The 25,917-nt window shown below is 34.6% G+C and carries 12 protein-coding genes; all 12 read left to right on the top strand.

All coding sequences use genetic code 11. The annotated features are described in order from the left end of the window. The first annotated feature begins 40 nt into the window (after positions 1–40). The 12 genes from C1H87_RS14015 (at position 41) to C1H87_RS14070 (ending at position 25,553) form a co-directional block, all read left to right on the top strand. Complete coding sequence (locus C1H87_RS14015) at positions 41–337, top strand: hypothetical protein (RefSeq protein ID WP_158655227.1); 297 nt, start codon at positions 41–43, stop codon at positions 335–337. A 310-nt stretch (positions 338–647) separates the two neighbouring features. After that, positions 648–1,052, top strand: coding sequence for a lipocalin family protein (locus C1H87_RS14020; RefSeq protein ID WP_102756412.1), 405 nt, complete (start codon positions 648–650; stop codon positions 1,050–1,052). Positions 1,053–1,434: 382 nt separating this feature from the next. Then, complete coding sequence (locus tag C1H87_RS14025; RefSeq protein ID WP_102756413.1) at positions 1,435–3,972, top strand: TonB-dependent receptor; 2,538 nt, start codon at positions 1,435–1,437, stop codon at positions 3,970–3,972. A 318-nt stretch (positions 3,973–4,290) separates the two neighbouring features. Then, on the top strand, positions 4,291–5,169 hold the full coding sequence (locus C1H87_RS14030) for a glycoside hydrolase family 16 protein (RefSeq protein ID WP_102756414.1): 879 nt from the start codon (positions 4,291–4,293) through the stop codon (positions 5,167–5,169). Positions 5,170–5,227: 58 nt separating this feature from the next. Next, entirely contained in the window at positions 5,228–9,361 is a 4,134-nt protein-coding gene (locus C1H87_RS14035; RefSeq protein ID WP_102756415.1) for a hybrid sensor histidine kinase/response regulator transcription factor, read from the top strand. A 194-nt stretch (positions 9,362–9,555) separates the two neighbouring features. Beyond that, positions 9,556–12,639, top strand: coding sequence for a SusC/RagA family TonB-linked outer membrane protein (locus tag C1H87_RS14040; protein WP_102756416.1), 3,084 nt, complete (start codon positions 9,556–9,558; stop codon positions 12,637–12,639). Positions 12,640–12,649: 10 nt separating this feature from the next. Continuing rightward, entirely contained in the window at positions 12,650–14,146 is a 1,497-nt protein-coding gene (locus tag C1H87_RS14045) for a RagB/SusD family nutrient uptake outer membrane protein (RefSeq protein WP_102756417.1), read from the top strand. A 148-nt stretch (positions 14,147–14,294) separates the two neighbouring features. Then, positions 14,295–17,618 (top strand): VCBS repeat-containing protein, encoded by a 3,324-nt coding sequence (locus tag C1H87_RS14050; protein ID WP_233783144.1) that lies wholly within the window; start codon positions 14,295–14,297, stop codon positions 17,616–17,618. A gap of 205 nt (positions 17,619–17,823) precedes the next feature. Beyond that, positions 17,824–19,479 (top strand): hypothetical protein, encoded by a 1,656-nt coding sequence (locus tag C1H87_RS14055; protein WP_102756418.1) that lies wholly within the window; start codon positions 17,824–17,826, stop codon positions 19,477–19,479. 127 nt (positions 19,480–19,606) lie between these two features. Next, positions 19,607–21,928 carry a beta-glucosidase BglX gene (gene bglX / locus C1H87_RS14060; RefSeq protein ID WP_102756419.1) on the top strand — a complete coding sequence of 774 codons (2,322 nt, stop codon included), beginning with the start codon at positions 19,607–19,609 and terminating at the stop codon, positions 21,926–21,928. A 381-nt stretch (positions 21,929–22,309) separates the two neighbouring features. Beyond that, a complete protein-coding gene (locus C1H87_RS14065; RefSeq protein WP_102756420.1) occupies positions 22,310–24,997 on the top strand; it encodes a TonB-dependent receptor in 2,688 nt (895 codons plus the stop codon). Positions 24,998–25,115: 118 nt separating this feature from the next. Beyond that, positions 25,116–25,553 (top strand): hypothetical protein, encoded by a 438-nt coding sequence (locus C1H87_RS14070; RefSeq protein ID WP_102756421.1) that lies wholly within the window; start codon positions 25,116–25,118, stop codon positions 25,551–25,553. Positions 25,554–25,917: the final 364 nt, after the last annotated feature.

The raw sequence follows: 25,917 nt of genomic DNA on the forward strand, positions 1-25,917 counted from the left end.
GGGACAAAAGATATTATTCTATCTAACATTATTATTTACTATGACTACATATTCTCAGGTTAAATTTGAAAAAGGTTATTATATTAATAACAAAGGAGAGAGGGGTAACTGTTTGATTAAAAATATAGATTGGAAAAATACCTCAACAGAATTTAAATATAAACTTGCAGAAAACTCTGAGAAAAAAAAGGCTACTATTACAGCCGTTAAAGAGTTTGGAATACTAAACGATTCTAAATACATAAGGAGTAAGGTCAAAATAGATAGATCTCCCACCGATACCAATACCTCGAGTTATAACAGAAACCCTGAATTTAAAGAAGAAGACCAGTATTAGATGGTAAACTCAAGCATTTTGTGATCATAACATAAATAAAACGAAAGTCATAACGCATTTATTTGATGTATTTTCTCTCAATAAAATTTGAAATTTATTAGATTTGTGAAAATATAATAAGTGTATGTGCACCGGTACACATATGTCGTCGGTAGAGACAATTAATATTACAGATTAACAAAAAGGAGAGCTTTTATGGTTTTGGTCTAACTAAATTTTGGTATGGAGACTGTTTTACGCGTGAATAAAAATCCCCCTACAAAATAATTCCGAAATCGTTTGGAATAACAAATCAAATATTATTAATCCAATGAGTAAATTCAAAACATATTCGGTAATCATTATAGTATCTTTCTTTATTATGTCTTGCTCAAGTGATGATGTGGACGCAGTTGAAGTATCTATTGTGGGAACATGGAAAGTACAAAGTACTTTTCTGGATGGTCGTTCTGTTATATCCCAGGTATCTAAAGTGGAATTTACTGAAAATAATAAAGTAACTTTTTTCTTTTTAGATTTTCCGACTATAGATACTCCTGAACCAAGAACAGCTGAATGGAACAAAAATGAAGATTTTTTGACAATTTATTGGTCAGCGATTGACTCTAATTTTGACGATACTGTTTATGAAATCATAAAATTAACGGAATCAACCTTAAAGTGGAAAGTTGTAAATTCTGATAGTTTAGAGGAGAATCAAACTTTGATAAAATAAACCATTTACAAACCATCATTGAATATGAAAAACCATAATAATTGTAGCTAACAATAGCGTCCAACTGTTCCGGGTGCAATGTATATGATCAATTTTGCGTAGAATTAGGGAAGTAATTAGCCAGTAAAATCTTAAAGGAATTTAATAGTACAGACAACAACGCACATGATTCTTCGACCGATAATTTGTTGAATTATTATAAGAGTATGATGTAAAAACATGTAAAGTTTTTAACAAAATAAAGAAAAAGGCGCTTATATTTTAATATTTGCGCCTTTTGTTTTGTCGTATATGTTAATAAAATTAATATTTCCGATCATCGTTTTGTCACATAATACGTACTTTTGTATTGACTAACTTCAAATAATTAATTTTTTAAACCATGAAAAAAACGATTCATTTTTTATTCATGACTGTGGCTTTATTATCTACTACAGTTATTGTGGCTCAAAGTACCGTTAAAGGTACAGTAATGGATGCCGAACTTAATTCCCCACTCCCAGGTGCGAATATTATTGAAAAAGGAACAGGCAATGGTGTTTCTTCAGATTTTGATGGTATTTTCAATTTGCAAACAGAGGCTTCAACAGGAGAAATAGTAATTTCTTATGTAGGTTATGCTTCCGTTACGATACCGTTTAATGGTAATACAAATTTAGGAGAGATTAAATTAACACCAGATAATTCTCTTGACCAAATTGTTATTACAGGTACTGGAGTTATCGATTTGGCTGAAGATAGAAATACGCCCATAGCTGTATCAACAATAAAAGCAGCAGAAATTCAAGAAAAAGCTGGTAACTGGGATTTACCAGAAGTACTAAAATCGACTCCGTCTGTTCAAAATATTAAAGCAGGAGGTTTTGGTGATGGTCAACTTTTTTTAAGAGGGTTTGATCAATCAAATACAGCATTTATGTTAAACGGTCAGCCAATTAACAGTCCAGAAGACGGAAGGATGTTTTGGTCTAACTGGTCGGGTGTTTTAGATGTTGCTAGTGCCGTACAGGTACAACGTGGTTTAGGTTCTTCAAAATTAGCTATTTCATCTGTTGGTGGAACAGTAAATATTGTAACCAAAACGATAGATAAAAGAGAAGGCGGTTTTATACAACAAATGGTAGCAAATGATAATTATACTAAAACGACTGCTTATTATTCTACAGGTGTAAATGAAAAAGGATGGTCTTTTTCAGGATTATTTGGACACTGGCAAGGAGATGGATACGTAGATTATACTAATGGTCAAGGGCAAACCTATTTCCTTTCGGTTGGATATCAACCAAATGAAAAACATTCATTAAACTTCTTAATAACAGGAGCACCTCAATGGCATGCTGTTGCAGGTAGGGATGATATAGGTACTTTTTTAGATAATGGCAGAAGGTATAACGATGGTGTGTTAATGGGTGTAGAAAGCCCTAATAACTTAGAAGGAGGAATATATCCTTTTGGTAGAAATATATATCATAAACCAGTAGCTAATTTAAGTTGGGATTGGAACATTAATGATAAATCGTCGGTATCATCAATTCTTTATGGTTCTTTAGGACGTGGTGCTTTCGGGTCATTAAGAACCAGTTCAGGAGAAGCAACGTTTGTAAGAGGTTCGTATAATAATCATAACTGGTTTGGTTTAGTTTCTAACTATAATAATGAGTTAAGTGAAAATTTAAGTTTAAACGCCGGTGTAGATATTAGAACTTATACAGGAAAACACTTTAGGGGCGTGAATGAATTTATAGGAGTTAGATCTGTAGATGTTACCAGTGCACAAAATGGGTCTTATACAATAACAGACGATTATGGAGGTATAAACCCATGGGGTATGGTGTTTAATCCTAATGATTCTAATACGCAACGTTTAGACAGAGATTATCAAGAGGTGATTACCTATTATGGTGTATTTGGGCAATTAGAATATACTAAAGATGCATTTTCCGCATTTTTTCAAGGATCTGCCTCAACTCAAGATCATTTAAGAACGGAATTCTTTACAACCGCAACAGAAGAAGATTCAGAGAAAGTATCAAATTTTGGGTTTAATGTTAAAGCTGGTGCAGCTTATGCTATTAATGATAATAATAAAGTATTTGCTAATGTTGGTTATTACTCACGTCAACCATTCCACAGTGATTTGTTCGAAAATGATAGAGGCTCTAATGAGTTAATTAATCCCGCAGTAGAAAACCAAGATATTACAGGATTGGAAGTAGGTTATCAATTTAAAAGCGAGAGAGTTTCAGCTAACCTTAATGCTTATCATACCACTTGGGCAAATAGAACAGATATTGATATTGAGGGGCGTCAAGGAGAAGCAGATTTCAGAATAACCCAAACACAAGGTGTTACGCAAGTACATATGGGTGTTGAGTTAGAGGTGTTTACCCGACCATTGGATAACTTAAGAGTGAACGGGTTTTTGTCTTTAGGAGATTGGAAGTTTGATGGCAACGGATCTAGAAAAGTTTTTGGAGACAATGGTAACCAAATAGGTACTCAAGAAGAAGTAGACTTAGATGGTTTACAAGTAGGAGGCGCTGCGCAAGTTACAGGAGGTATTTTTGCAGACTATGAAATCTTACCAAGATTAGGTATTGATGGCACATGGAATTGGTATAACGATTTACACTCACAAGGGGCCGCTTCTAAAGACATGCCACCTATTTCATTACCAGGGTATGATACGGTTGATGCAGGTTTATCATACAAATGGGTTGTTGGAAAACAAGATACTAACTCTATTCAGTTTAGAGTTAATATTAATAATATTTTTGATGAGGTTTATTTAGAATCTCTTAACCAAAATCAAATAGCTTCTACAGACCCTACCGAAAACTGGAAAGGGATCAATAGATCAAATCAGGGACGTTTTGGATATGGTAGAACATGGACCTTTAGTATGCGTTTTAATTTTTAAAACCATTTAAGAAATAAAATAACCTTTAAACTATTTTAGTTTTAAGATTAGTGTTAATAAATATCCCATCTAGCTATGGCTAGATGGGATATTTTCATTTAATGCATTCTAATCAGGTAGTTGTGCGCAATGAGAAATATATGTGTATTAATAAACCGTAAAACATTATGACTTCCCGTTCAATTAATTTGTTAGACATATATATCGTAAATTATGCATCATTTGTGCTTATATTACATCATTTTTACCATAATAAATCATATACCTTTTTTTTGCCTATAACTATCTTTAACAGATTAAATTAAAATAAAAAGTTATATGAAAATTTCGAGTATTATTAAGTTTGGAGTCGTGTATTTTTTAATTGGAGCTTTTGCTTGCTCTAATTCAAATTTTACAGATGAAATTGTTAAAATTGAAAGAGAGACTGAAGAACCGACGAATCCAAATAACGGGGAATGGAACTTGATTTTTGAAGAAGAGTTTGATTCAAATTTATCAAAATGGAATGTTTGGGAAGGAGGTGCTTTTAACAATGAAATTCAAATTTATAAAGCAGCACAAAGCAAAATAGAAAGCGGGATCTTAACCATTGAAGCAAAACGAGAAGCCACGAATGGTGCAACAAGTCCATCAGATAACACACCAAAAGATTTTGAATACATTTCCGGTAGATTGGAAACCAAAGATCAATTTGGACCATCGGATGAAGAAGGTGAAAAGGAATATCGCTTAATAGCAAGAATCAAGTTGCCAAAAGGCAATGGAATGTGGCCTGCATTCTGGTCTTATGCCAATCCATGGCCAACACAAGGAGAGATAGACATTTTAGAAGCCCGAGGGAACCAAGAAACAAAATTTCAGTCTAATATTTTTTATGGTACAGAAGTTAATAAGCCTTTAACCAAAAACGAGGACACAGAAAAAGTACATGAAATGGGAGTGGATATTACAGAAAACTTTCATGAGTATGAGCTAATCTGGAAAGCAGAAAGTTTAGAAATATTATTTGATGGGCAAAGCTTGCATACATATGCAGCCGATTCAAAAAACTATGTGGCAGAATTATTTGGTAAAAAACAGCAAATTGTATTAAATTTAGCTGTGGGGGGAGATTTTTTTCAAGGTGTCGATTCTGCTGATTTTGCAGATAATTCCACAATGCAAGTAGATTGGGTAAGAGTATATAAGAGGTAATGCATTAGTTTTACATTTTTAGTTTATAAGGCAACATTTTTCAGTTAAAATTTATTCTATGCTTTTATGTTTAAGGTTTAGACTTTTAATATGCATTTTCCTTTGCATACATACTATTCATGGGCAAGAAATAGATTTTAACAACCTCACTTTTGTTAACCTAAGAGAAGGCATTCCGCAAATGCCCATTTCAACTATAATAGAAGATAACTCTGGGTTTATTTGGATAGGAACCAGAGGCGCTGGTCTTTATAGGTTTGATGGCGAGAACTACTATGCTTATTCGTATGATGTATCAAATAAATCATCGATAGATAGTAATCTTATTTATTGTGCTTTTTTAGATTCTGATAATAACTTATGGGTTGGTACAAATGTAGGGCTTAATAGATATAATCGCGATTTAGATAGTTTTGAGCGGGTAGACTTTAAGTCGAATATATCTTCCTTAAACGTAAGTGTAAAATCCCTAATTGAAGATTCAGAAAAAAATCTAATAATAGCTACCTACGGTAAGGGTATGCTAAAAATGTCTATTCAAACAAACGACATATCAAAAATTATATTAGAAGCCGATACTAAAAATAGTCTCTTTATAAATAGTCTTAGTAAAAGCAATAAAGGGGTTATTTATGTAGGAACCAATATGGGGTTACGAATTTTGGACGATGATACTTTAAAGAAAGTAATTATAGATAATAAGGATTATTCGAAAGTATTCGACACCTATGTAGAAACACTTTCCTTTGATGACAATGATAATTTATGGGTTGGAACCCATGTAAAAGGTATTTATAAAATTTCTTCTATAAGCGATAAGCCCCAAGTAGACATAATGCCGGTTTCAGACAAAAGGATTTTATCCCTAAAAACGTTTAAAGATAGAGTTTTAGTAGGAACCGAGAATGATGGCTTACTTGTTATAGACGCCCAGGGGCGTATTTTAAAAACATATTTAAATAGTTTATATGATAGTAAAAGCCTTAGCTCTAATTCTGTATGGACATTATTTATAGATAAGCAATATAGGTTATGGGTTGGCTATTACAATAGAGGCGTAAGTGTTCATGATAACCTGTATAGTAAATTCGGTTATATTGAAAACCTTCCAAATAATAAAAACTCACTACAAGGACAATCTGTAAGCGGTATAAAACAAGACCGTAAAGGCAGATACTGGATAGCTGTTAATAGCGGACTGGATATTCTTGATCCTAAAACCAATACATTCGACCATGTTAACGAAGATGCAGCGTCAACCTATAAAGGTTTAAAAACTAAAGCAGTAGAAACCGTTTTTATAGATAGCAAAGAAAATGTTTGGGTTGGTACTTGGGATAAAGCCATCTACTATTTAAAAAAAGGGAGTAAAAGCTTTGTAAACTATAATAAAGAAACGACCAATGGCGCTATTACCTCAGATGGTATAATGAGCTTTGCAGAAGACTCTAAAGGTAAAATATGGATAGCCTCTTTTTTAAAAGGGCTGCATTATTATGACCCGGTTAAAAAAGCTTTTTTTCATTGCAGTTCAAAACCCTTTGTAGACAACGATTTAATAAACTCTGATGTTAAAGTGGTTATGGTCGATAATAGCGATACCATTTGGATGGGAACCACAAGCGGTTTGTTTCAAGTGAAGCTGTTAGAAAATGGAACGTTCGAGGTAATATCAATGCGTAATACCATATCTAAAATCACTAAAAACCACCCAAGTATTCATGATATTTTATCCCTATATCAATCTAGTGATAATCGAATATGGGTGGGTACTAAGGGAGGTGGTCTTTTTGCCTATAACAAAGAAACCAAAGCATTCAAATCGTATAATGATTTAGAAGGTTTCAATGAAACGTCTGTAAACACCATTATTGAAGGCGATGATGGTTCGCTCTGGATAAGTGGAATATCAGGAATCACGAATATAAATTTCGAAAAACAAAAGGCAAGAAATTATACCGTTGATGATGGTTTGTTAGATAACTATTTTAATAATGGAGCCGTTCTTAAAAACGAAAACGGGGAACTTTATTTTGGAGGATATTTAGGTATTAATTATTTCAACCCTAAAAACATAAAAACCAATAATAGCCCCCCAAAACTGTACCTTTCCTCTTTAAAGTTGTTTAATAAAGAAGTAGGCATAAACGATAAAGAGTCTCCGCTAAAAAAAGTAATTTCCCAAACAGATAAAATCACTTTAAACCATAATCAATCGGTTTTCACATTGTCTTATGGAAGTATTAATTACACACATCCAGAAAAAAACCAATATGCTTACAAACTGGAAGGTTTCGACCAAAATTGGAACTATGTTGGCAATACCAAAAATGCAACATACACCAACTTACCACATGGAGATTATATTTTTAAACTAAAATCGGCAAATAATGATGGTGTTTGGAACATAAAACCTTTAGAGCTTAACATTAGTGTACTGCCGCCCTGGTGGAAAACAAGAACATGGTATGTATTAATGACATTATTTGCGTTGATTTCATTATTAGCCGTTAGTCAATTTTTAAGATTGCGGTTTAAACAAAGACAACTTATACAATTTGAGCGCGAGAAGAGGCTACAAGAGGAACTCTTAAATAAAAAGAAACTTCAATTTTTTACCAATATATCGCACGAATTCCGAACTCCTTTAACGCTAATCATTAATCCATTAGAAGACATAATTAAAAATAGCACATTACAACTTCCAGAAATAGTAAAACATAAACATAAGGTTATCAGGAAAAATGCAGATCGCCTTTCAAGATTGATAAACGAGTTAATGGATTTTAGAAAACTTCAACTTAATAAAATCTTAGTTCAAGCCCAAGAGATAGATATAATCAATAAAGTTAAAAATGTTCTGGCATACTTTGAAGAAGAAGCCAGACACAGACAGATCGATATAACTTTCGAGACCTCAATAGGCAGTCTTAAAACATGGATAGACCCCGGTATGCTAGAAAAAATCCTTTTCAACATATTATCCAATGCCTTTAAAATGACACCCGATAAAGGAGAAATTACCATTCTAATTAGAATACGCGAAATAGCCGAAGCCAAAGGAATTGAATTATCCAATGCCTTTGATATCTCCATTAAAGATACAGGACCAGGATTAGACCAAAAAGAGTATAAAAACATATTCAAAAGATTTTATCAAGTAGGCAAAAAAAATAAGGACTATTATGGTAGTACAGGTATAGGTTTAGAAATGGTTAAGAGCTTTACAGAACTTAACAAAGGAAAAATAGACGTAACAAGTGAACTTGGAAAAGGAACAACCTTTACAGTAACATTCCCTATTGGTAAATCACAATATACCGAAGAAGAAATACTCCCTACAACCTCTCAAAATGGAACGATTGAAGATAATTTTGTAAATAGTAATGGCGAACAAACCGAAAATACCATAGCCAACCGCGAAGAATACGCATTAGTAAAAAAAGAACACTCCCTGCTTATTGTAGAAGATAATATTGAACTTAGAGATTATTTAAAAAATGAATTAAAAAGCAAGTACAATATACTAACAGCAGAAAATGGTGAAAAAGGATTCGAAATAGCAGAAAAAGAAACACCCAATCTCATTCTCACAGATGTTGTTATGCCAATTTTAGATGGCTACGAGCTATGTAAAAAAATAAAGACTAATGTAAAAACAAGTCATATCCCTCTGTTAATGCTTACTTCGAAAGCTATGACAGAAGAAAAAATTATTGGGATAGATTCGGGAGCAGACGCATATTTAAGTAAACCTTTCGATATGGGTGTGCTAAAATCTACACTAACACAATTACTCACAAGCAGGCAATTGCTATTTGATAAATATACAGCAGGTTTTGTTATGAGCGCTGCAAATACAGCAACAACGCCATTAGATAAAACCTTTATTGAAAAAGTTCTCGATTATATTGGAGACAATATTAGCAATACCAACTTAGGTGTAGAAATACTAGCAAGCGAATTCCATTTAAGTAGAAGCCAATTTTACAGAAAAATTAAAGCATTAACAGGTATTTCTGCCAATGAACTTATAAGAAAAGTTAGATTAGAAAAAGCGAAGCAACTATTGGAAACAGGAAGCTATAATGTAAACGAAGTAACGTATAAAATTGGATTTTCATCAGCTTCATACTTCACCAAATGTTTCAAAGTTGAATATGGACATTTACCTACAGAAACAAAAAAATAGTAGATAAACCCGCATTAAACTTGAAAATTCACCCTTCTCATTGCTCGTATAAACAGTATGTTGCATCAAAAATACAGAATATTGCTTCAATTGTATTATCCTAAAAATTAGTGGTCAAGGTAGTTTTGTAAAAACGAGTTCAATTATTGAATGACTTTACAACTAATACTAAATATTAAACTAAAACTAAATATATGAAAATGACTTTTTTGAAGAAGCTACTCTGCATTTTTACTTTTATTTGTAGTAGTACTATTCTATCTCAAACAATCACAGGTGTCGTTAGCGATGGAACGTTGCCTTTGCCTGGGGCGAGTATTATTATAAAAGGAACGACCATTGGAACCGTAACAGATTTTGATGGTAAATATTCTATTTCCGATGTACCTAAAGGAGCTGTTCTAACAGCAGCATATTTAGGTTATATAGCCAAAGAAGTTCCGGTAGATGGTAAATCTGTTATAAACTTTGTTTTGGAGGAAGATGTACAATCATTAGAGGAAGTTGTAGTAGTAGGCTACGGTACTCAAAAAAAATCGACAATAACAACTTCCGTTTCATCTGTAAAAGCAGAAGATATTAGCGAAATTCCAGCTGCAGACATAGGGCAGACTTTACAAGGTAGAGCTGCCGGAGTTACGGTTATAAACTCAGGATCGCCCGGTTCAAGAACAGCAGTTCGTATTAGAGGTTTAGGAACCTTTGGAGATGGCGATCCGTTATATGTAGTCGATGGCGTATTTACAAATAGCATAAATAATATAAACCCATCAAGTATTGCTAAGATTGATGTTTTAAAAGATGCAGCAGCCTCGGCAATTTATGGTTCAAGAGGTGCTAATGGTGTTATTATTATTACCACAAAACAGGGGGAAATAGGAAAGACAACCTTTAGCTTTAGTTCCTATGTAGGTTTCCAACAGTCCCATAAAAGATATGACCTGTTAAATACCGATCAGTATATACAATATATAAAAGAAATTAATGCACAAACTAATGGCGGAACTACCGTAGGAACAATAAATGACGATCCTACTTTTAATGGTAATGGTGTTGATACCGATTGGCAGGATGAACTCTTTAGAACGGCGTTAATTAGAAACTACGATTTTGGCGCAAATGGAGGTACAAAAAAAGCAAAGTATAATTTTTCGTTCTCGGCATTTGATCAAGACGGAATTTACATTGATACAAATTTTAAAAGGTATACCTTTAATGCCAATAGCGAAGCAAAACTAAACGATAAATTTAAAGTAGGTGAAACATTTGCCTTAGGTTATACTGAAACTATAGCACCACAAGTAAGTGGCGGTCGTGTCCCTTTATATAATGTAATAGCGGCATCTCCTTATATTCCTGTTAGAAACCCAGATGGAACCTTTGCAGGTCCAAGAGAAGGCGATGTAAACAACTCAAGAAACCAGATTCGAGTTCAGGAAACCGATGATAACTTAAACAGAAATACAACTTTAATAGGAAGCCTTTATGCAGAACTTGAATTACTCAAAGGGCTTACACTAAGAACACAATTTGGTTTAGATGCAAACTACAGTTTACAGGATAATATAGCAAGGGCTTTTAGTACAAGTGGTCGTTTTAGCCAACCCAATACCGTTATTTCGAAAGTAAGATCGAATAGGGTGTCTACTATTTTAACAAATACACTTAATTATAACAAATCGTTTGGAAAGCATAATTTAAATCTAACACTGGTATCTGAAAGACAAAACACAAAAACAGAAACCATGCAAGGGGATTTAAACACAACGCTGTCGTCGGAAATTCCAGAGCTTAACAATGGTATAGCCAATAGTTTTACCATTCCAGAAAAGTTAGTATCCTATCTTGGCCGTATTAACTACGACTATAAAGGCAAGTACCTAATTCAAGCGTCAATTCGTAGAGACAAGTCCTCTATTTTCGCTCCAGGTAATCAAGTAGGTTGGTTTCCCGCAGGATCAGTAGGTTGGGTCGTTTCAAGAGAAGATTTTCTAAGCACAAATAAAACGATAAATAATTTAAAGGTTAGAGCCAGTTATGGTGTTACAGGAAACAATAAAATTAATCAGAACCAATCTGTGAATGCATTCGAGGGTGCATTATCGCCAAACTTCAATTACTCAATAGATGGTAAAATAGCTACAGGAGTGTCCATTAACGGAGCAAACAATTTCGGCTTAACGTGGGAAGAGGCCATAAAGCAGAACTACGGTTTTGATCTTGGACTTTGGAACAATAAGGTTACCATATCTACAGACTATTTTATTAATGGTAGTGATGGGCTTATTGTTGGTGAAGGACAAGCACCTTCAACTGGGGTCCCAGGAGATGGGCAATCTGGTGTTGTATTGTTTAAAAATGTTGGAGACATCGAAGTTAAAGGTGTAGAGTTTACATTGGGGTATAATGATTATGAAGGCGATTTTAAATGGAATGTTTGGGCAAATGCATCAACCTCTAAAAGTGAAGTGACCTCATTAGGAAAAACAGACCAAATAAGATTAGCCACATTCAATCCGCCTTTTTCAGAGCGATTGAGTAGATTGGCACCGGGCGAGCCTTTGTTCCACTTTTATGGTTACGAATTTGAAGGTGTTTATTCAGACGAACAGGCTATTATAGACCATTTGGGGGCAGACAATTTAGATTCCAATTCCGGTCAGGTATATCTGCCACTTCCAGGAGACGTTAGATATAAAGATATAAACGGAGACGGCGATATTACAGAAGCAGATAAACTGGTAATAGGAGACCCGAATCCCGATTTTACCTATGCAGCAAGCATAAAAGCAGAATATAAAGGCTTTGATTTAAGCATGCTAATAACCGGAGTACAAGGTGTAGATGCGCTTAATGCAAACATATGGTTTCTTCAAGGACAAGAAAATGTGACCAATCATGGTGTTGAAGTGTTGAGACGTTGGCAAAATCCTGGAGATATTACAGATATCCCAAGATTCAGGTTCGAAGGAAATAATCCCAATAATTTTATCTCTACCCGTTATATACAAGATGCTTCCTATGCGAGGTTAAGAAATATCACTTTTGGATACTCTTTATCCGATAAAATATTAAACAACACGTTTAATGATTTATTAAGTAAAGCCAGACTATATATTCAAGGTCAAAACCTAGTTACACTCACTAAATACGATGGGTTAGATCCGGAAATAGCACCGTTTTACGGATCGTCGGGATTAATAGAAGCCTTAAATGTAGATCGCGGATCGGCACCCCAACCACAAACTGTTTTGATAGGTTTACAATTAGAATTTTAAAAAAAAGCACATGAAAACAAAAATAAAACTTAGTATAATATATCTTATAACCATTAGCTTATTTGTAGTATCGTGTGACGATGATGTTACTGTTGAAAATAAGAACGAATTATCTCAAGACACCTTTTTTTCCAGTCTTGCACAAATAGAATCTGCTGCCAATGCAGCATATGCACAGTTGCAAAATGGAGGTTTATACCAGCGTTTTGGTTACGTTTTGCCCGATGCATTTTCCGATGAGAGTGAATCTGGAGGAGATCCCAATTTTGTAACACCCTTCAATTTTGCAATTACACCTTCCTTAGAACATACCACAAGATACTGGAACAACTGCTACAATGGTATTGGAGCCTGTAATTTTGTAATTGGTAATGAAGATACTATGAGAAGTAAAATAGTTGGTTCAGATTTTAGTGAAGAAGATGTTGATGATGCTGTAGGCCAAGCTCATTTTTTAAGAGGGGTTTACTTTTACCTTTTGGTAAAACGCTACGGTGGTGTGCCACTACTTTTGGAAACACAAAAAACGATAGAACCACTTCCAAGAAGTACTGCAGACGAAGTTTACGAAAGTATTGTTAGCGATTTTAATATAGCATCTAATATGCTTTATGATAAAAATTCAACAGAAAAAGGAAGAGCCACATCTGGAGCAGCATTAGGCATGCTAGGAAAAGTATATCTGCATAGAGAAATGTATGAAGAAGCCAAAGCTACTTTTGCAAAAATTCAGGACTACTCGCTTTTACCTTTAGAAGAGTACAATGATAATTTTAATGATTCAGGAGAATTTAACGATGAATCCATGTTTGAAGTTTCTTTTTCCGGAGAATCAACACAATCAGATTTATGGTCACAAACCGGTATAGGCGTTTCAGAAGTAACATTCCATGCACAGGAATATACAGGTTGGGGTAATTTAAAGCCATCCAATAAAATGGTTGCAGAATTTGAAGATAATGACCCGAGGTTAAAATCGGCAATAATACAAAACGGCGATACCTTTGGACCACAAAACGATCAAGTATGGCCAAACGATACACGATGGTTCAAATTCTCTCAACTTTATGATAATAATGCCATTGTGCAAAACGGTAGTACCAATGCACGGTTTTTACGTTATGCAGATATTGTTCTTATGCAAGCAGAAGCAGAGCATAAATTGGGTAACGATATGGCAGCTATTGGTTATTTAAACCAAATAAGAGAGCGCGTTGAAATGCCTCTTTATGGAACCCCGGAAATGGATAGTGCAGGTTACCCTGTAGACACCTCGGATGGTGTGTTTAAAGCGATAGTTCATGAACGTATGATAGAACTATGTGCAGAGCAACATCGCTTTGATGATCTTATAAGGTGGAATCTCGATGCACAAGAAATAACAACTAATAATGCAGGGGAGTCTAGAGGTTATAACCCTGATGTTCATCGACTCATGCCCATACCCCAAATTGAAATTGACACAAATGATAAAATAACACCAGATGATCAAAACCCTGGTTACTAGCTTTAATAATAAGCTAAGTTAAAGCTGTTTTTCTTGAAGAAAGAGGGTGTCTAAAAAATAATTTTAGCCCTCTTTCTTTTAGTATTATCACATATCAATTAGGCTAAAATTATATAGCCGTAAACATTAATTTTATTAAATTTCAGTTATGAAAACGATACGTTACACTTTTTTTATTTTACTGGTAGTTTCTTCCCTAATATCATGCGAAGAACATGCTTCAAAAAAGATGAAAGTAGCTAATCGTAGCAATGTAATATTCAATAAACTACACTCAAGTACAACCGGCATAACGTTTTCAAACAACCTTATAGAAAGCGATAGCCTAAACTATTTCACCTATCCCTATTTATATATGGGAGGAGGTGTATCTGCTGGAGATATTAATAATGATGGCCTCACAGATTTGTTCTTTTCTGGTAATATGGTTAAGAATAGACTGTACTTAAATAAAGGAAATTTAAAATTTGAGGACATTACAGATAAAGCTATGGTTGCCGGAGACAATAGATGGTATACAGGGACTACCATGGCAGATGTAAACAATGATGGTTATTTAGATATATACTGCTTGGTAGGAGGGCAATCAAACCCAAAGCAAAATGAGTTATATATTAATAATGGCGATAATACCTTTACCGAAAAAGCCAAAGCATATGGACTTGACGATATTGGAAATAGTGTAGATGCTTCTTTTTTCGATTACGATAACGATGGTGACTTAGATGTTTTTGTAGCCAACTATCCCATAACACCATTTCAGTATAATAGTTACAATTATAAAATGCGAATGGATCATGTAACCGATGTAGAAACAGACCATTTGTACCGTAATGATGGAAATACCTTTACAAAAGTTACAGAAAAAGCTAACGTTAAAACATACAGCTTATCATTAAGCGTTACCGTAGCAGATTTGAATAACGATGGGTGGTCAGATATATACGTGTCTAACGATTTTGGAAGCCCAGATTGTATGTACATCAATAATCAAGATGGTTCCTTTTCAGATAAAATAAAAGAGAGCACACAACATACAGCATTTTACGGAATGGGTGTTGATATTGCAGATTTTAACAATGATGGGCTTTTAGATATTTTACAAATGGATATGGATGCAGCATCCAATCGACGTTCTAAAGCCAATATGGCAAGTATGAATCCCGAAATGTTTGCCAACATTGAAAAAGTAGGGTTTCAATACCAATTTATGCAAAATACATTACAGCTTGGTTTAGGTAACCAAGGCTGTGATGTTCCAAAATTTAGCGATATATCACGTTTAGCAGGATTGTCGTCTACAGATTGGAGTTGGGCGCCCCTATTTGCCGATTTAGATAACGACGGTTGGAAAGACGTTTTTATTTCCAATGGTACCCGTAGAGAAATTAACAACAAAGATTATTTTGCCTCACTTAAAGGCGAAAAAAAGAATAAGGACAGTCTGCTAGTAAAGAGTTTACGAATTCCATCGGAAAAAATAGATAACTATGTATTTAGAAATAAAACAGATCTCACTTTTGAAAAAGCTAACGACTATTGGGGTATACAATACGAAGGGTTTTCTAATGGTGCGATTTATGTAGACTTAGACAACGATGGCGACTTAGAGATTGTTACCAACAATATAGATGACGAAGTTGCCGTATTCGAAAATAAAAGCTCAGAAAAAAACAACTATTTAGCATTCAGGTTTTCAGGTGCCGATAACAATAAATTTGGCTTAGGAACAAGAGTAGATATTTCTTCAGAAGGATTAAATCAAACACAAGTATTAACCTTAAGCAGAGGATTTCAATCATCAGTTGCACCAGAACTTCATTTCGGACTTGGAGCAATCTCTAATGTGAAAAGCGTAAAAGTGACATGGCCAGATCATAAAGTACAAATTATAGAAAATGTAGCACCTAATCAATTTTTAACAATCGATTATAATAACGCTACAGAAAGCTCTGTCCAAATAGATCACAATACGGATTTGGCATTGTTTGATAGTTTTATCGATACATTGGCTATTTATAAACACAAGGAAAACGTTTACGACGACTTTAAGTTTGAACTACTATTACCGCACAAAACCTCGCAATTCGGACCTGGATTAGCAGTTGGTGACTTAAACTCGGATGGTTTGGATGATTTCTATATTGGAGCAGCATCAAAATACCCGGGAGGGATGTTTTTTCAAAAAGCTGATGGTAGTTTCGAACAACAAAAAACAAAAATCTTATTAGAAGACAGATCGTATGAAGATATGGGCGCTTTAATTTTTGATGCCGATAACGATGGCGACAATGATCTTTACATCGTTAGCGGCGGTAATGAATTTAGAGCTAACTCATATATGTTGCAAGATAGACTATATGTAAATGACGGGTCGGGCACTTTTGTAAAAAGTAAATCTGCCCTGCCAAAAATGTTAACCAGTGGTAGCAGAGTATATAGCAACGATTATGATAAAGATGGTGATTTAGATCTTTTTGTATGCGGCAGGTTAATCCCTTCCAATTATCCGTACCCAGCAGATAGCTATCTTTTAGAAAATGTTAGCACAAAAGGACAACCAAAATTTAGAAAAGCATTGCTAAAAGGAGGATTAAACTTCAATAAATTAGGATTGGTAACAACAGCTGCTTGGGTGGATTATGATGCAGATGGTTGGACAGATCTTTTCGTGTCTGGAGAATGGATGCCAATAAAAGTCTTTAAAAACAATAAAGGAACCTTTGAAGAAGTAACCAAACAATTGGGACTAGAAGATACAGTTGGTTGGTGGTTTAGCTTATCTGAAGGCGACATGGATGGTGATGGTGATCTGGATCTGCTATGCGGCAACCTTGGACTGAATTACAAATACAAAGCCAACGAAAAAGAAACCTTTGATATTTATCTTAACGATTTCGATGAAAATAATCGTAACGATATAGTCCTTAGTTATTATAACGAAGGCAAAAAGTACCCTGTACGGGGTAGAGAATGTTCCTCACAACAAATGCCCGTAATAAAAAAGAAGTTTGAGAATTACGAGCAATTCTCTACAGCGACGTTAACAGATATATATACCGAGGAAAAATTAAATGAAGGTCTGCATTATCAGGTAAAATCGTTTGCAAGTCTATATCTGGAAAATCAAAAAGGTAAATTCATAAAACATGTTTTACCTAATGAAGCCCAGATGAGCCCTTTAAATCAGATTTTGATAAAAGATTTTGATAAAGATGGTAACCTTGATGCCGTAGCCGCAGGTAATTTATATGCATCAGAAGTAGAAACGCCTAGAGCAGATGCAGGAACCGGTATCTATCTTAAAGGTAATGGTAAAGGACATTTTTCAAGCCTAAATGCCACATTTAGTGGGTTTTTTACAAGTGGAGATGTAAAAGATATGTCTCATATAAAAATTGGGAAACAAGACTATATCATCTCTGCAAAAAACAATGGGTTCCTTCAGTTTATTAAAGTCAAAAACCAATAACTTTCCAAAAACCACAAAGGTTAGCAAGTATACCACAATGCTTTAAATACACGCTTACAGCCTGTAGCAATAATTTTTTATAAAACAAATCAAGCATTTCATAGCATAGTTGTTGTATGCGCTAATAATAGTATACATAATTTATTAGATTAGATTTTTAGCTTAAAACTTAAACTAAATTTCATAAAACCAAAATTACGTAACGATGAAAAAAATTCTAGAATTATTAACCTTTTTTATAGTGATCTTAACTATAAGTTCTTGCCAAGATGATGACGATTTTGCATACACACTTTATGCCAGTGATCCACCGTCTGAAGTAAACGCTGCAGTAAATGTATCCAATGATAATTCGGGAGTAGTAACCATAGCACCAAGCGCTGTTGGAGCATCCTCTTTTAAGGTGTTCTTTGGAGATCCAAATACAGATTCACCACAAATAGTAGGTCGTAATCAAACAATAACGAAGGTGTACGGTGAAGGAGATTATACCATTAAAATTATAGCTGTTGCACCAAATGATAAAACAACAGAAATCACAAAAGATATTTCGGTTTCGCGAACAGCAGTTCTAAATTTAGAAGCGGGGATTACAATATCAGAAACCAATCCGTTAGAAGTAACAGTAGCACCAACGGCCACAGATGCTAATGAGTTTGATGTTTTCTTTGGAGAGATGAATAACGAAACACCCGTAACTCTAAAAGAAGGTGAAACAACAACATATACCTACAATGCAGGAGGTACTTATACCATACGAGTTGTAGCAAAAGGAGACGGCACGCGAACAGCAGAGGTTTCCCAAAACATAGCTTTAGAAGGACCAGTTACTGCTGAACCTTTATCCGTTACTTTCGATGATTCTAATATAGATTACAACTTTAATGCTTTTGGAGGTGCAGCGTACGAAGTAGTAACCAACCCTTTCCTATCTGGAACAAATACCCAAGCATCCATGGTTGCTAAGTTCACGAATAGCGGGGCTGCTTTTGAGGGTATGACCTACGATCTTCCTACAATTATAGATTTTAGCGGTAGCAATAAAACCATAACGATGAAATTTTACTCGGATGTATCAGTACCTGTACTCTTGAAATTTGAAGGCGGTGTAAACGGGGAGCGACAAGTAGAAGTTATAGTACAGCATGGAGGTACAGGTTGGGAAAATCTGGTTTTTAACTATGCCGTAAATGGTGTTAAAAGTTATATAGATGGTAATCAAGGCTTCGGTGAACCTTTTGTTCCAGAAGGGCAATACGCTAAAATAGCTATGTTCATTGACGGACCAGGAACGACATCTGGAACGTTTTACATGGATGATATGGTTCAATCAGACCCAAGTAATAATGGTGGAAACGGAAATGGTTTATCCCTTACTTTCGACGACTCCAATATAAACTATAACTTTAATGCCTTTGGAGGCACCGCGTTTGAGGTAGTTACAAACCCGTTTCTCTCAGGGGTAAATACTCAGGCATCTATGGTCGCTAAGTTTACAAATAGCGGAGCTGCTTTTGAAGGCATGGCCTACGACCTACCGGAAGCTATAGATTTTAGTGGTAGTAATAAAACCATAACGATGAAATTTTACTCAGATGTTTCAGTACCCGTACTCTTGAAATTTGAGGGCGGTGTAAACGGAGAACGTCAAGTAGAAGTTATAGTACAGCATGGAGGTACAGGTTGGGAAAACTTGGAATTTAACTATGCTGTAAACGGTGTTAAAAGTTACATAGATGGCAATCAGGGCTTTGGGGAACCTTTTGTTCCAGAAGGACAATACGCTAAAATAGCCATGTTTATTGATGGACCTGGAACAACGTCTGGAACGTTTTACATGGATGATATGATACAGCAATAACCAGCTGTATCGTATCTTAGATAATAAATTACAACCACACTAACCGATCAAAAATATACACGAGCACATTTTTCAATTTATTTAAACTTCTTTCAAAAGACAATTAGAAGTATCAAAAAACAATTATATGAACATACGGTTTAGATTAATACCATACGTAATAGTAGTATTTACACTTATGAATTGCACGAATACCTTAAGCAACGAAACCAACGTTTCTTTACAGACAGATATTATAAGAATAAAGGTCGATTCTCTTTTAAAAATAATGACATTAAAGGAGAAAATCGGTCAGATGAATCAATATAATGGCTTTTGGGATGTTACCGGGCCAGCACCCACTAGAGGAGGCGATGCCGAAAAAAAATATAACGATCTTAAAAATGGGCTTGTAGGCTCTATGCTCACTGTAAGAGGTGTAAAAGAAGTTAGAGCAGTTCAAAAAATTGTAGTTGAAGAATCCAGGCTAGGAATTCCTTTAATAATTGGTTTTGATGTTGTACATGGTTATAAAACATTAAGTCCTATACCATTAGCAGAAGCTGCAAGTTGGGATTTAGAAGCTATTAAAAAATCGGCTCAAGTTGCAGCAACAGAAGCATCGGCCTCTGGGATAAATTGGACATTTGCTCCTATGGTAGATATTTCAAGAGACCCACGATGGGGTCGTGTTATGGAAGGTGCCGGAGAAGATCCTTTTTTGGGAAGTAAAATTGCAAAAGCCAGAGTTGAAGGGTTTCAAGGCACCGATTTATCTGCCAGTAATACAATTGCTGCATGTGCTAAGCATTTTGCAGGGTATGGATTCTCTGAAGCGGGAAAAGAATACAATACTGTAGATATAGGAACTTCTACATTACACAATATCGTATTACCACCGTTTAAGGCTGCGGTAGATAGCGATGTTAAAACCATAATGAATTCGTTTAACGATCTTAACGGTGTTCCTGCAACTGGAAATGCCTATTTGCAAAGAGATATTTTAAAAGGAAAATGGGGGTTTGAAGGTTTTGTAGTTTCAGATTGGGCATCAATAAAAGAGCTTGTAGTTTGGGGGTATGCAAAAAACAATAAAGATGCTGCTAAATTAGCAGTATTGGCAGGATCAGATTTAGATATGGAGTCGCACATATATGTTTCAGAATTAGAAAACCTGGTTAATGAAGGTCATGTTGATGAAAAAATTATTGACGATGCCGTGCAAAGAATTTTAACCGTAAAATATGAACTGGGTTTATTTGACGATCCGTATAGATATTGTGATGAAACACGTGAAAAAGAAGTCATAAATAGTCAAGCAAATCACGAAGCTGTTTTAGATGTGGCAAAAAAATCTATTGTGCTTTTAAAGAATGAAAATCAAATCCTACCTCTAAAAAAGGAGGGTCAAACCATAGCTTTAATCGGGGCATTAGCCGAGGAGAAAAATAGTCCTCTGGGAAGTTGGAGAATAGCCTCTAAAGATAGTACAGCAGTGTCTGTATTAGAAGGCATGCAGCAATACACAGGTAATAATTTAATTTACAAAAAAGGAGCTGATGTTTCTGTTGGTAGTACCAGTTTTATAAACGAAGTTAAAATAAATACCAAGGATAAAAGCGGATTTAAAGAAGCGATCAAAGCTGCTAAAAAAGCAGACGTTGTTGTTATGGTTTTAGGCGAACATGGTTTTCAAAGCGGAGAAGCCAGAAGTAGAACCGATATAGGATTACCTGGTGTGCAGCAAGAGTTATTAGAAGCGATACATAAAGTAAACAAGCAGATCGTATTAGTTTTAAATAATGGAAGACCATTAACAATTAATTGGGCTAGCGAAAATATTCCAGCTATAGTAGAAGCATGGCAATTAGGATCTCAAACCGGACATGCCGTTGCGCAAGTATTATATGGCGATTATAACCCCAGTGGAAAGTTGCCTATGACGTTCCCGCGAAATATAGGGCAAATACCTATTTACTACAATCATAAAAATACTGGAAGACCAGAAAACGAATCAGGTACTCCAGACTTTGTATTTTGGACACATTACAGCGATGTTGAAAATACGCCCCTATACCCTTTTGGATATGGACTAAGCTACACGAGTTTTGAATATAAGAACCTCAATTTAAATAAGCAATCGTTTCAAATAAACGAAGACGTTCATGTTTCGGTAGATATTACCAATACGGGCGATTTAAAAGGAAAGGAAGTTGTACAGCTATATATACGAGATTTAGTAGCAAGTGTAACGCGACCAGTTAGGGAATTAAAAGGATTTGAATTAGTAGAACTTGAAGCTGGCGAAACAAAAACAGTAAATTTCACCTTAAATAAAAATCTATTAGGCTTTTATGATAATAATGGGAATTTTATCGTAGAGCCTGGCGATTTTAAAGTTTTTGTAGGAGGGAGTTCTTATGCCGATTTGAGCAAAAGTTTTAAGGTAGCAAATAACTTACCTCGATAATTTATTAAGCATTAACTAAGACTATTTTATTAGATTTGAATTAGGAGAGGCTGTTTCAAAAGTAATTACCATGACTTTTGAGGCAGTCTCAATTTTTTTAATGTTCAAATTTTCGATAAATGCATTTTCTAGAAATAGTAAATCACATTAATTTTATTATAACTTAACAAAAGCGTAATAAATTAGTAAGCGTCTATTCTTCTTGTGTTTCGCAATTGCTTTTCATGTAGGCTTTTATGCTAATATTCCTCTTTTTACATGCCGTAATTTCAAATTTTAAAAACACGTATTTGGTAAATATTTGGTAAAAATCAGTTAATAAAAAGCAATAAGATCTTCAATTAATTTGCAAGACTAATTCAATTAATCTATCAAATAATTATGAAGAGAATAACTCAACTTTTATTAACAGCTGTGGTCTTTTTATCTACTACGGTTATAATGGCTCAAAGTACGGTTACAGGTACTATTATAGATGCCGAACTTAAAACACCACTACCAGGTGCGAATGTTGTTGAAAAAGGAACAACTAATGGTGTTTCTTCAGACTACAATGGTAACTTTACATTAGAAATTAAAGCGTCGTCTGGAGAAGTTGTTATTTCGTATATAGGCTATGCTTCTACAACTGTATCGTTTAATGGTAATACAGATTTAGGAACTATTCAATTAACACCAGATAATTCACTTGAAGAAATAGTAATTGTAGGAACTGGAGTTATCGATTTAGCAGACGACAGAAATACCCCAGTAGCAGTATCTACTATTAAAGCCTCTCAAATTCAAAATAAAATAGGGACTCAAGATATTACAATGACACTTGTAAATACGCCATCTATTTATGTGGCAGGACAAGCAGGCGGATTTGGTGATTCCAGAATAAATGTTCGTGGTTTCGATCAAACCAATGTAGGATACTTATTAAATGGACAACCAATTAATGGTATGGAAGATGGGAAAATGTATTGGTCGAACTGGTCTGGTGTGAATGATATTGCAAGTGTAGTTCAAATTCAGCGTGGTTTAGGGGCGTCTAAATTAGCAATTTCTTCTGTAGGTGGTACCGTTAACTTTGTTACCAAAACTACCGATAAGCAAGAAGGCGGATATCTATATGCAGGTATTGCAAATAATAATTACATTAAAAATACAGTTCAATATAGCACGGGGAGATCTGAAAAAGGATGGGGTGCTAGTTTTATGTTGTCGCATTGGCAAGGCGATGGATATAATGAAGGTAATTTTGGTGCAGGCGAAACTTATTTTTTATCTGTGGGCTATACGCCAAACGACAGGCATAATTTCAATTTCTTATTAACAGGAGCGCCTCAGTACCACGATCAGAATTTTACAAAAAGTATTTCAGATTATTTAGAGTACGGAAGAAGATACAATAATAACTGGGGTACACTAGGTGGTCAATACATGACCGAGAGAAGAAACTTCTATCATAAACCAGTAGCCAATTTAAATTGGGATTTCAATATTAGTGATAATACAAGCTTATCTACAGTATTATATGCATCTTGGGGACGTGGAGGTGCAACCGGAAACAGAGGGAACCGTATAAGAACAGCCGAAGGACGAATAGATTATGACGCTATTCATGCATTCAATAACAGCGTGCCAAACGGAGAAGGAGGTTATTTTGCTGCTGGAGGAGGTTATGTAACACGATCTTCAATGAACTTACATAGCTGGTATGGTATGGTTTCTAATTTAGAAATGCATTTAGGAGAAAACATATCATTAAACCTTGGGGTAGATTTAAGAACATACTATGGTGAGCACTTTAGAATTGTAGAAAACTTTCATGGTCTTACATCATGGCAAGAAAATATTCGTTTAAGAGACCAAAACAATAAGCATCAAACCTACGGGTCTTTTGGAACATATAAAAATGTAATTACATCAGAAGATTTATCCGCTAATCCATGGGCAGTATTATTCCACGATTTTAAAGAAGAAGACAAAATCGCATACAGTAACGATGAGCGTATTTCTTATGGAGGTGTTTTTGGTCAGTTGGAATATACAGGAAAGAAGTTTTCTGCATTTTTTCAAGGCGCTGCTTCAAACCAATACCACCAAAGATTCGATCACTACCAATATGCAGACCAATCACTTTTAAATGGAACATCACCTCAATGGACAGGAACTCCATTACCTTCGGGAATAACAGATGGTGTAGATTCAGAAAAAGTTGATAATTTCGGATTTAATGTAAAAGCCGGGGTAAATTATATAATCAACGATCAACATAACGTATTTTTTAATTCAGGTTATTATTCACGTCAACCATTCCACGACACCATATACTTAAACTTTACAAATCAAGTAAATCCGTTAACACAAAACGAAACTATTTTTGGTTTAGAAGCGGGGTATAGCTTTAAAAGCCCAAATTTCTCAGCAAATGTTAACTTATATAGAACCGCATGGACCGATAGGGTTGGTACAGCGTCTGATATTGTAAACGATGTAGTTACATACACACAACAAGAAGGTTTAGATCAAATTCATACTGGTGTAGAAGTAGATTTTATAGCTAAACCAATACCGCAATTAAAATTAAACGGATTTGTATCTGTTGGCGATTGGGTTTATGATGGTGAAACATTTACAACAGTTTCTGATGAAGATCAAAATATAATCAGTACAGAAACAGAAGATATAGACGGAGGTAAAGTTGGGGATGCTGCACAATTTACTGTAGGTTTAGGGTTTGATTATCAGATTTTCGAAAGATTTTCTGTAGATGCAGACTGGAGAATGTACGACAACTTATATGCTAATGTTGGAGGAACAAAAGAAAACTTAAAACTACCATCTTACGATATAGTAGATATGGGGCTTTCTTATAAAATGTTATTAGGAAAGCATAAAGATAAATCATTGAGCTTTAGAGCTAACGTAAATAACCTTTTCTATGAAGTTTATCTTTCAGAATTGTCTACTAATGAAGTCGCTAACCCTGGAGACGAAACATTTAAAGGCATAAATGTAGCTAACAGAGGGTACTTTGGTTTAGGTAGAACCTGGAACTTTAGTATGCGATATAAGTTCTAAAATATAATCCTTAATTTTTAGGGGCTGTCTCAAAAGTCGTTGCGCTTACTTTTGAGACAGCCTCCTTTTTTATGCATATAATCACTACATTTGCGTGAATCTTTATTAATAAACTACCATGTACGAGATTATATTAACATTACATTCTTATTGGGCATATCTAGTCCTTTTAGTATTGATCATAGCAACTGTAAACGCTTTGATAAAATCATTTGGAGATAAAGAATACGAAGCCAACGATTTTAGAAAATCACTATTTACTTTAATAGTATCACACATACAATTATTAATAGGATTAATACTCTATTTCGTGTCTCCAAGGTTTGAACTATGGAGTGAATTAGGAGGTGAAGTCATGAGTAATTCTTTAGCAAGATTATATCTTGTAGAACACCCTTTTGTAAACATTATAGCTATAGCTTTAATAACCATTGGTTATTCAAAACATAAAAAGAAACTAACATCTAAAGCGAAATTAAAAACAATTGCAATTTTTTATTCCATTGCTTTAATATTGTTTTTATCGCGAATTCCTTGGAGTTCTTGGATGGGGTAAAATAAAACTATCGTTTTTTGTCATTCAGAGCGACTTGTGCTGAGCCTTTCGGCTATGCTTAAGATAAACTAAAGTTGAAGCTAGCGAGCCTGCCTGTCGCAGTTATAGTGTACCCACAAATATGGTTGCATATTAAATAATAATTCTACAAAAGCAGACACTAATTTCACGAATTATCACAAATGGTTCTAAATCTTAAGTTGTTTACAAATAGGTAACATGTATTTACTTATTAATAAATTAAAGTAGAAAAATACAATAGAATTAAATTAGGGCTTGGATTGTAAAGACAGACTGAAAGTCTGATTCGTGATTATGAATAGTATAGATGGTCATCCATTATATTGAGGTTAAATTCGTGTAA

Origin of the sequence: Flavivirga eckloniae, assembly GCF_002886045.1 — a bacterium.
In the GTDB taxonomy this organism is placed as follows: Bacteria; Bacteroidota; Bacteroidia; order Flavobacteriales; family Flavobacteriaceae; genus Flavivirga; species Flavivirga eckloniae.

Bases quoted from the DNA above. Each gene is read 5' to 3' on its own strand.
- C1H87_RS14030 (WP_102756414.1), top strand. From the start codon at position 4,291: ATGAAAATTTCGAGTATTATTAAGTTTGGAGTCGTGTATTTTTTAATT.
- C1H87_RS14070 (WP_102756421.1), top strand. From the start codon at position 25,116: ATGTACGAGATTATATTAACATTACATTCTTATTGGGCATATCTAGTC.
- C1H87_RS14015 (WP_158655227.1), top strand. From the start codon at position 41: ATGACTACATATTCTCAGGTTAAATTTGAAAAAGGTTATTATATTAAT.
- C1H87_RS14020 (WP_102756412.1), top strand. From the start codon at position 648: ATGAGTAAATTCAAAACATATTCGGTAATCATTATAGTATCTTTCTTT.
- C1H87_RS14055 (WP_102756418.1), top strand. From the start codon at position 17,824: ATGAAAAAAATTCTAGAATTATTAACCTTTTTTATAGTGATCTTAACT.
- bglX (WP_102756419.1), top strand. From the start codon at position 19,607: ATGAACATACGGTTTAGATTAATACCATACGTAATAGTAGTATTTACA.
- C1H87_RS14025 (WP_102756413.1), top strand. From the start codon at position 1,435: ATGAAAAAAACGATTCATTTTTTATTCATGACTGTGGCTTTATTATCT.
- C1H87_RS14065 (WP_102756420.1), top strand. From the start codon at position 22,310: ATGAAGAGAATAACTCAACTTTTATTAACAGCTGTGGTCTTTTTATCT.
- C1H87_RS14050 (WP_233783144.1), top strand. From the start codon at position 14,295: ATGAAAACGATACGTTACACTTTTTTTATTTTACTGGTAGTTTCTTCC.
- C1H87_RS14040 (WP_102756416.1), top strand. From the start codon at position 9,556: ATGAAAATGACTTTTTTGAAGAAGCTACTCTGCATTTTTACTTTTATT.
- C1H87_RS14045 (WP_102756417.1), top strand. From the start codon at position 12,650: ATGAAAACAAAAATAAAACTTAGTATAATATATCTTATAACCATTAGC.
- C1H87_RS14035 (WP_102756415.1), top strand. From the start codon at position 5,228: ATGCTTTTATGTTTAAGGTTTAGACTTTTAATATGCATTTTCCTTTGC.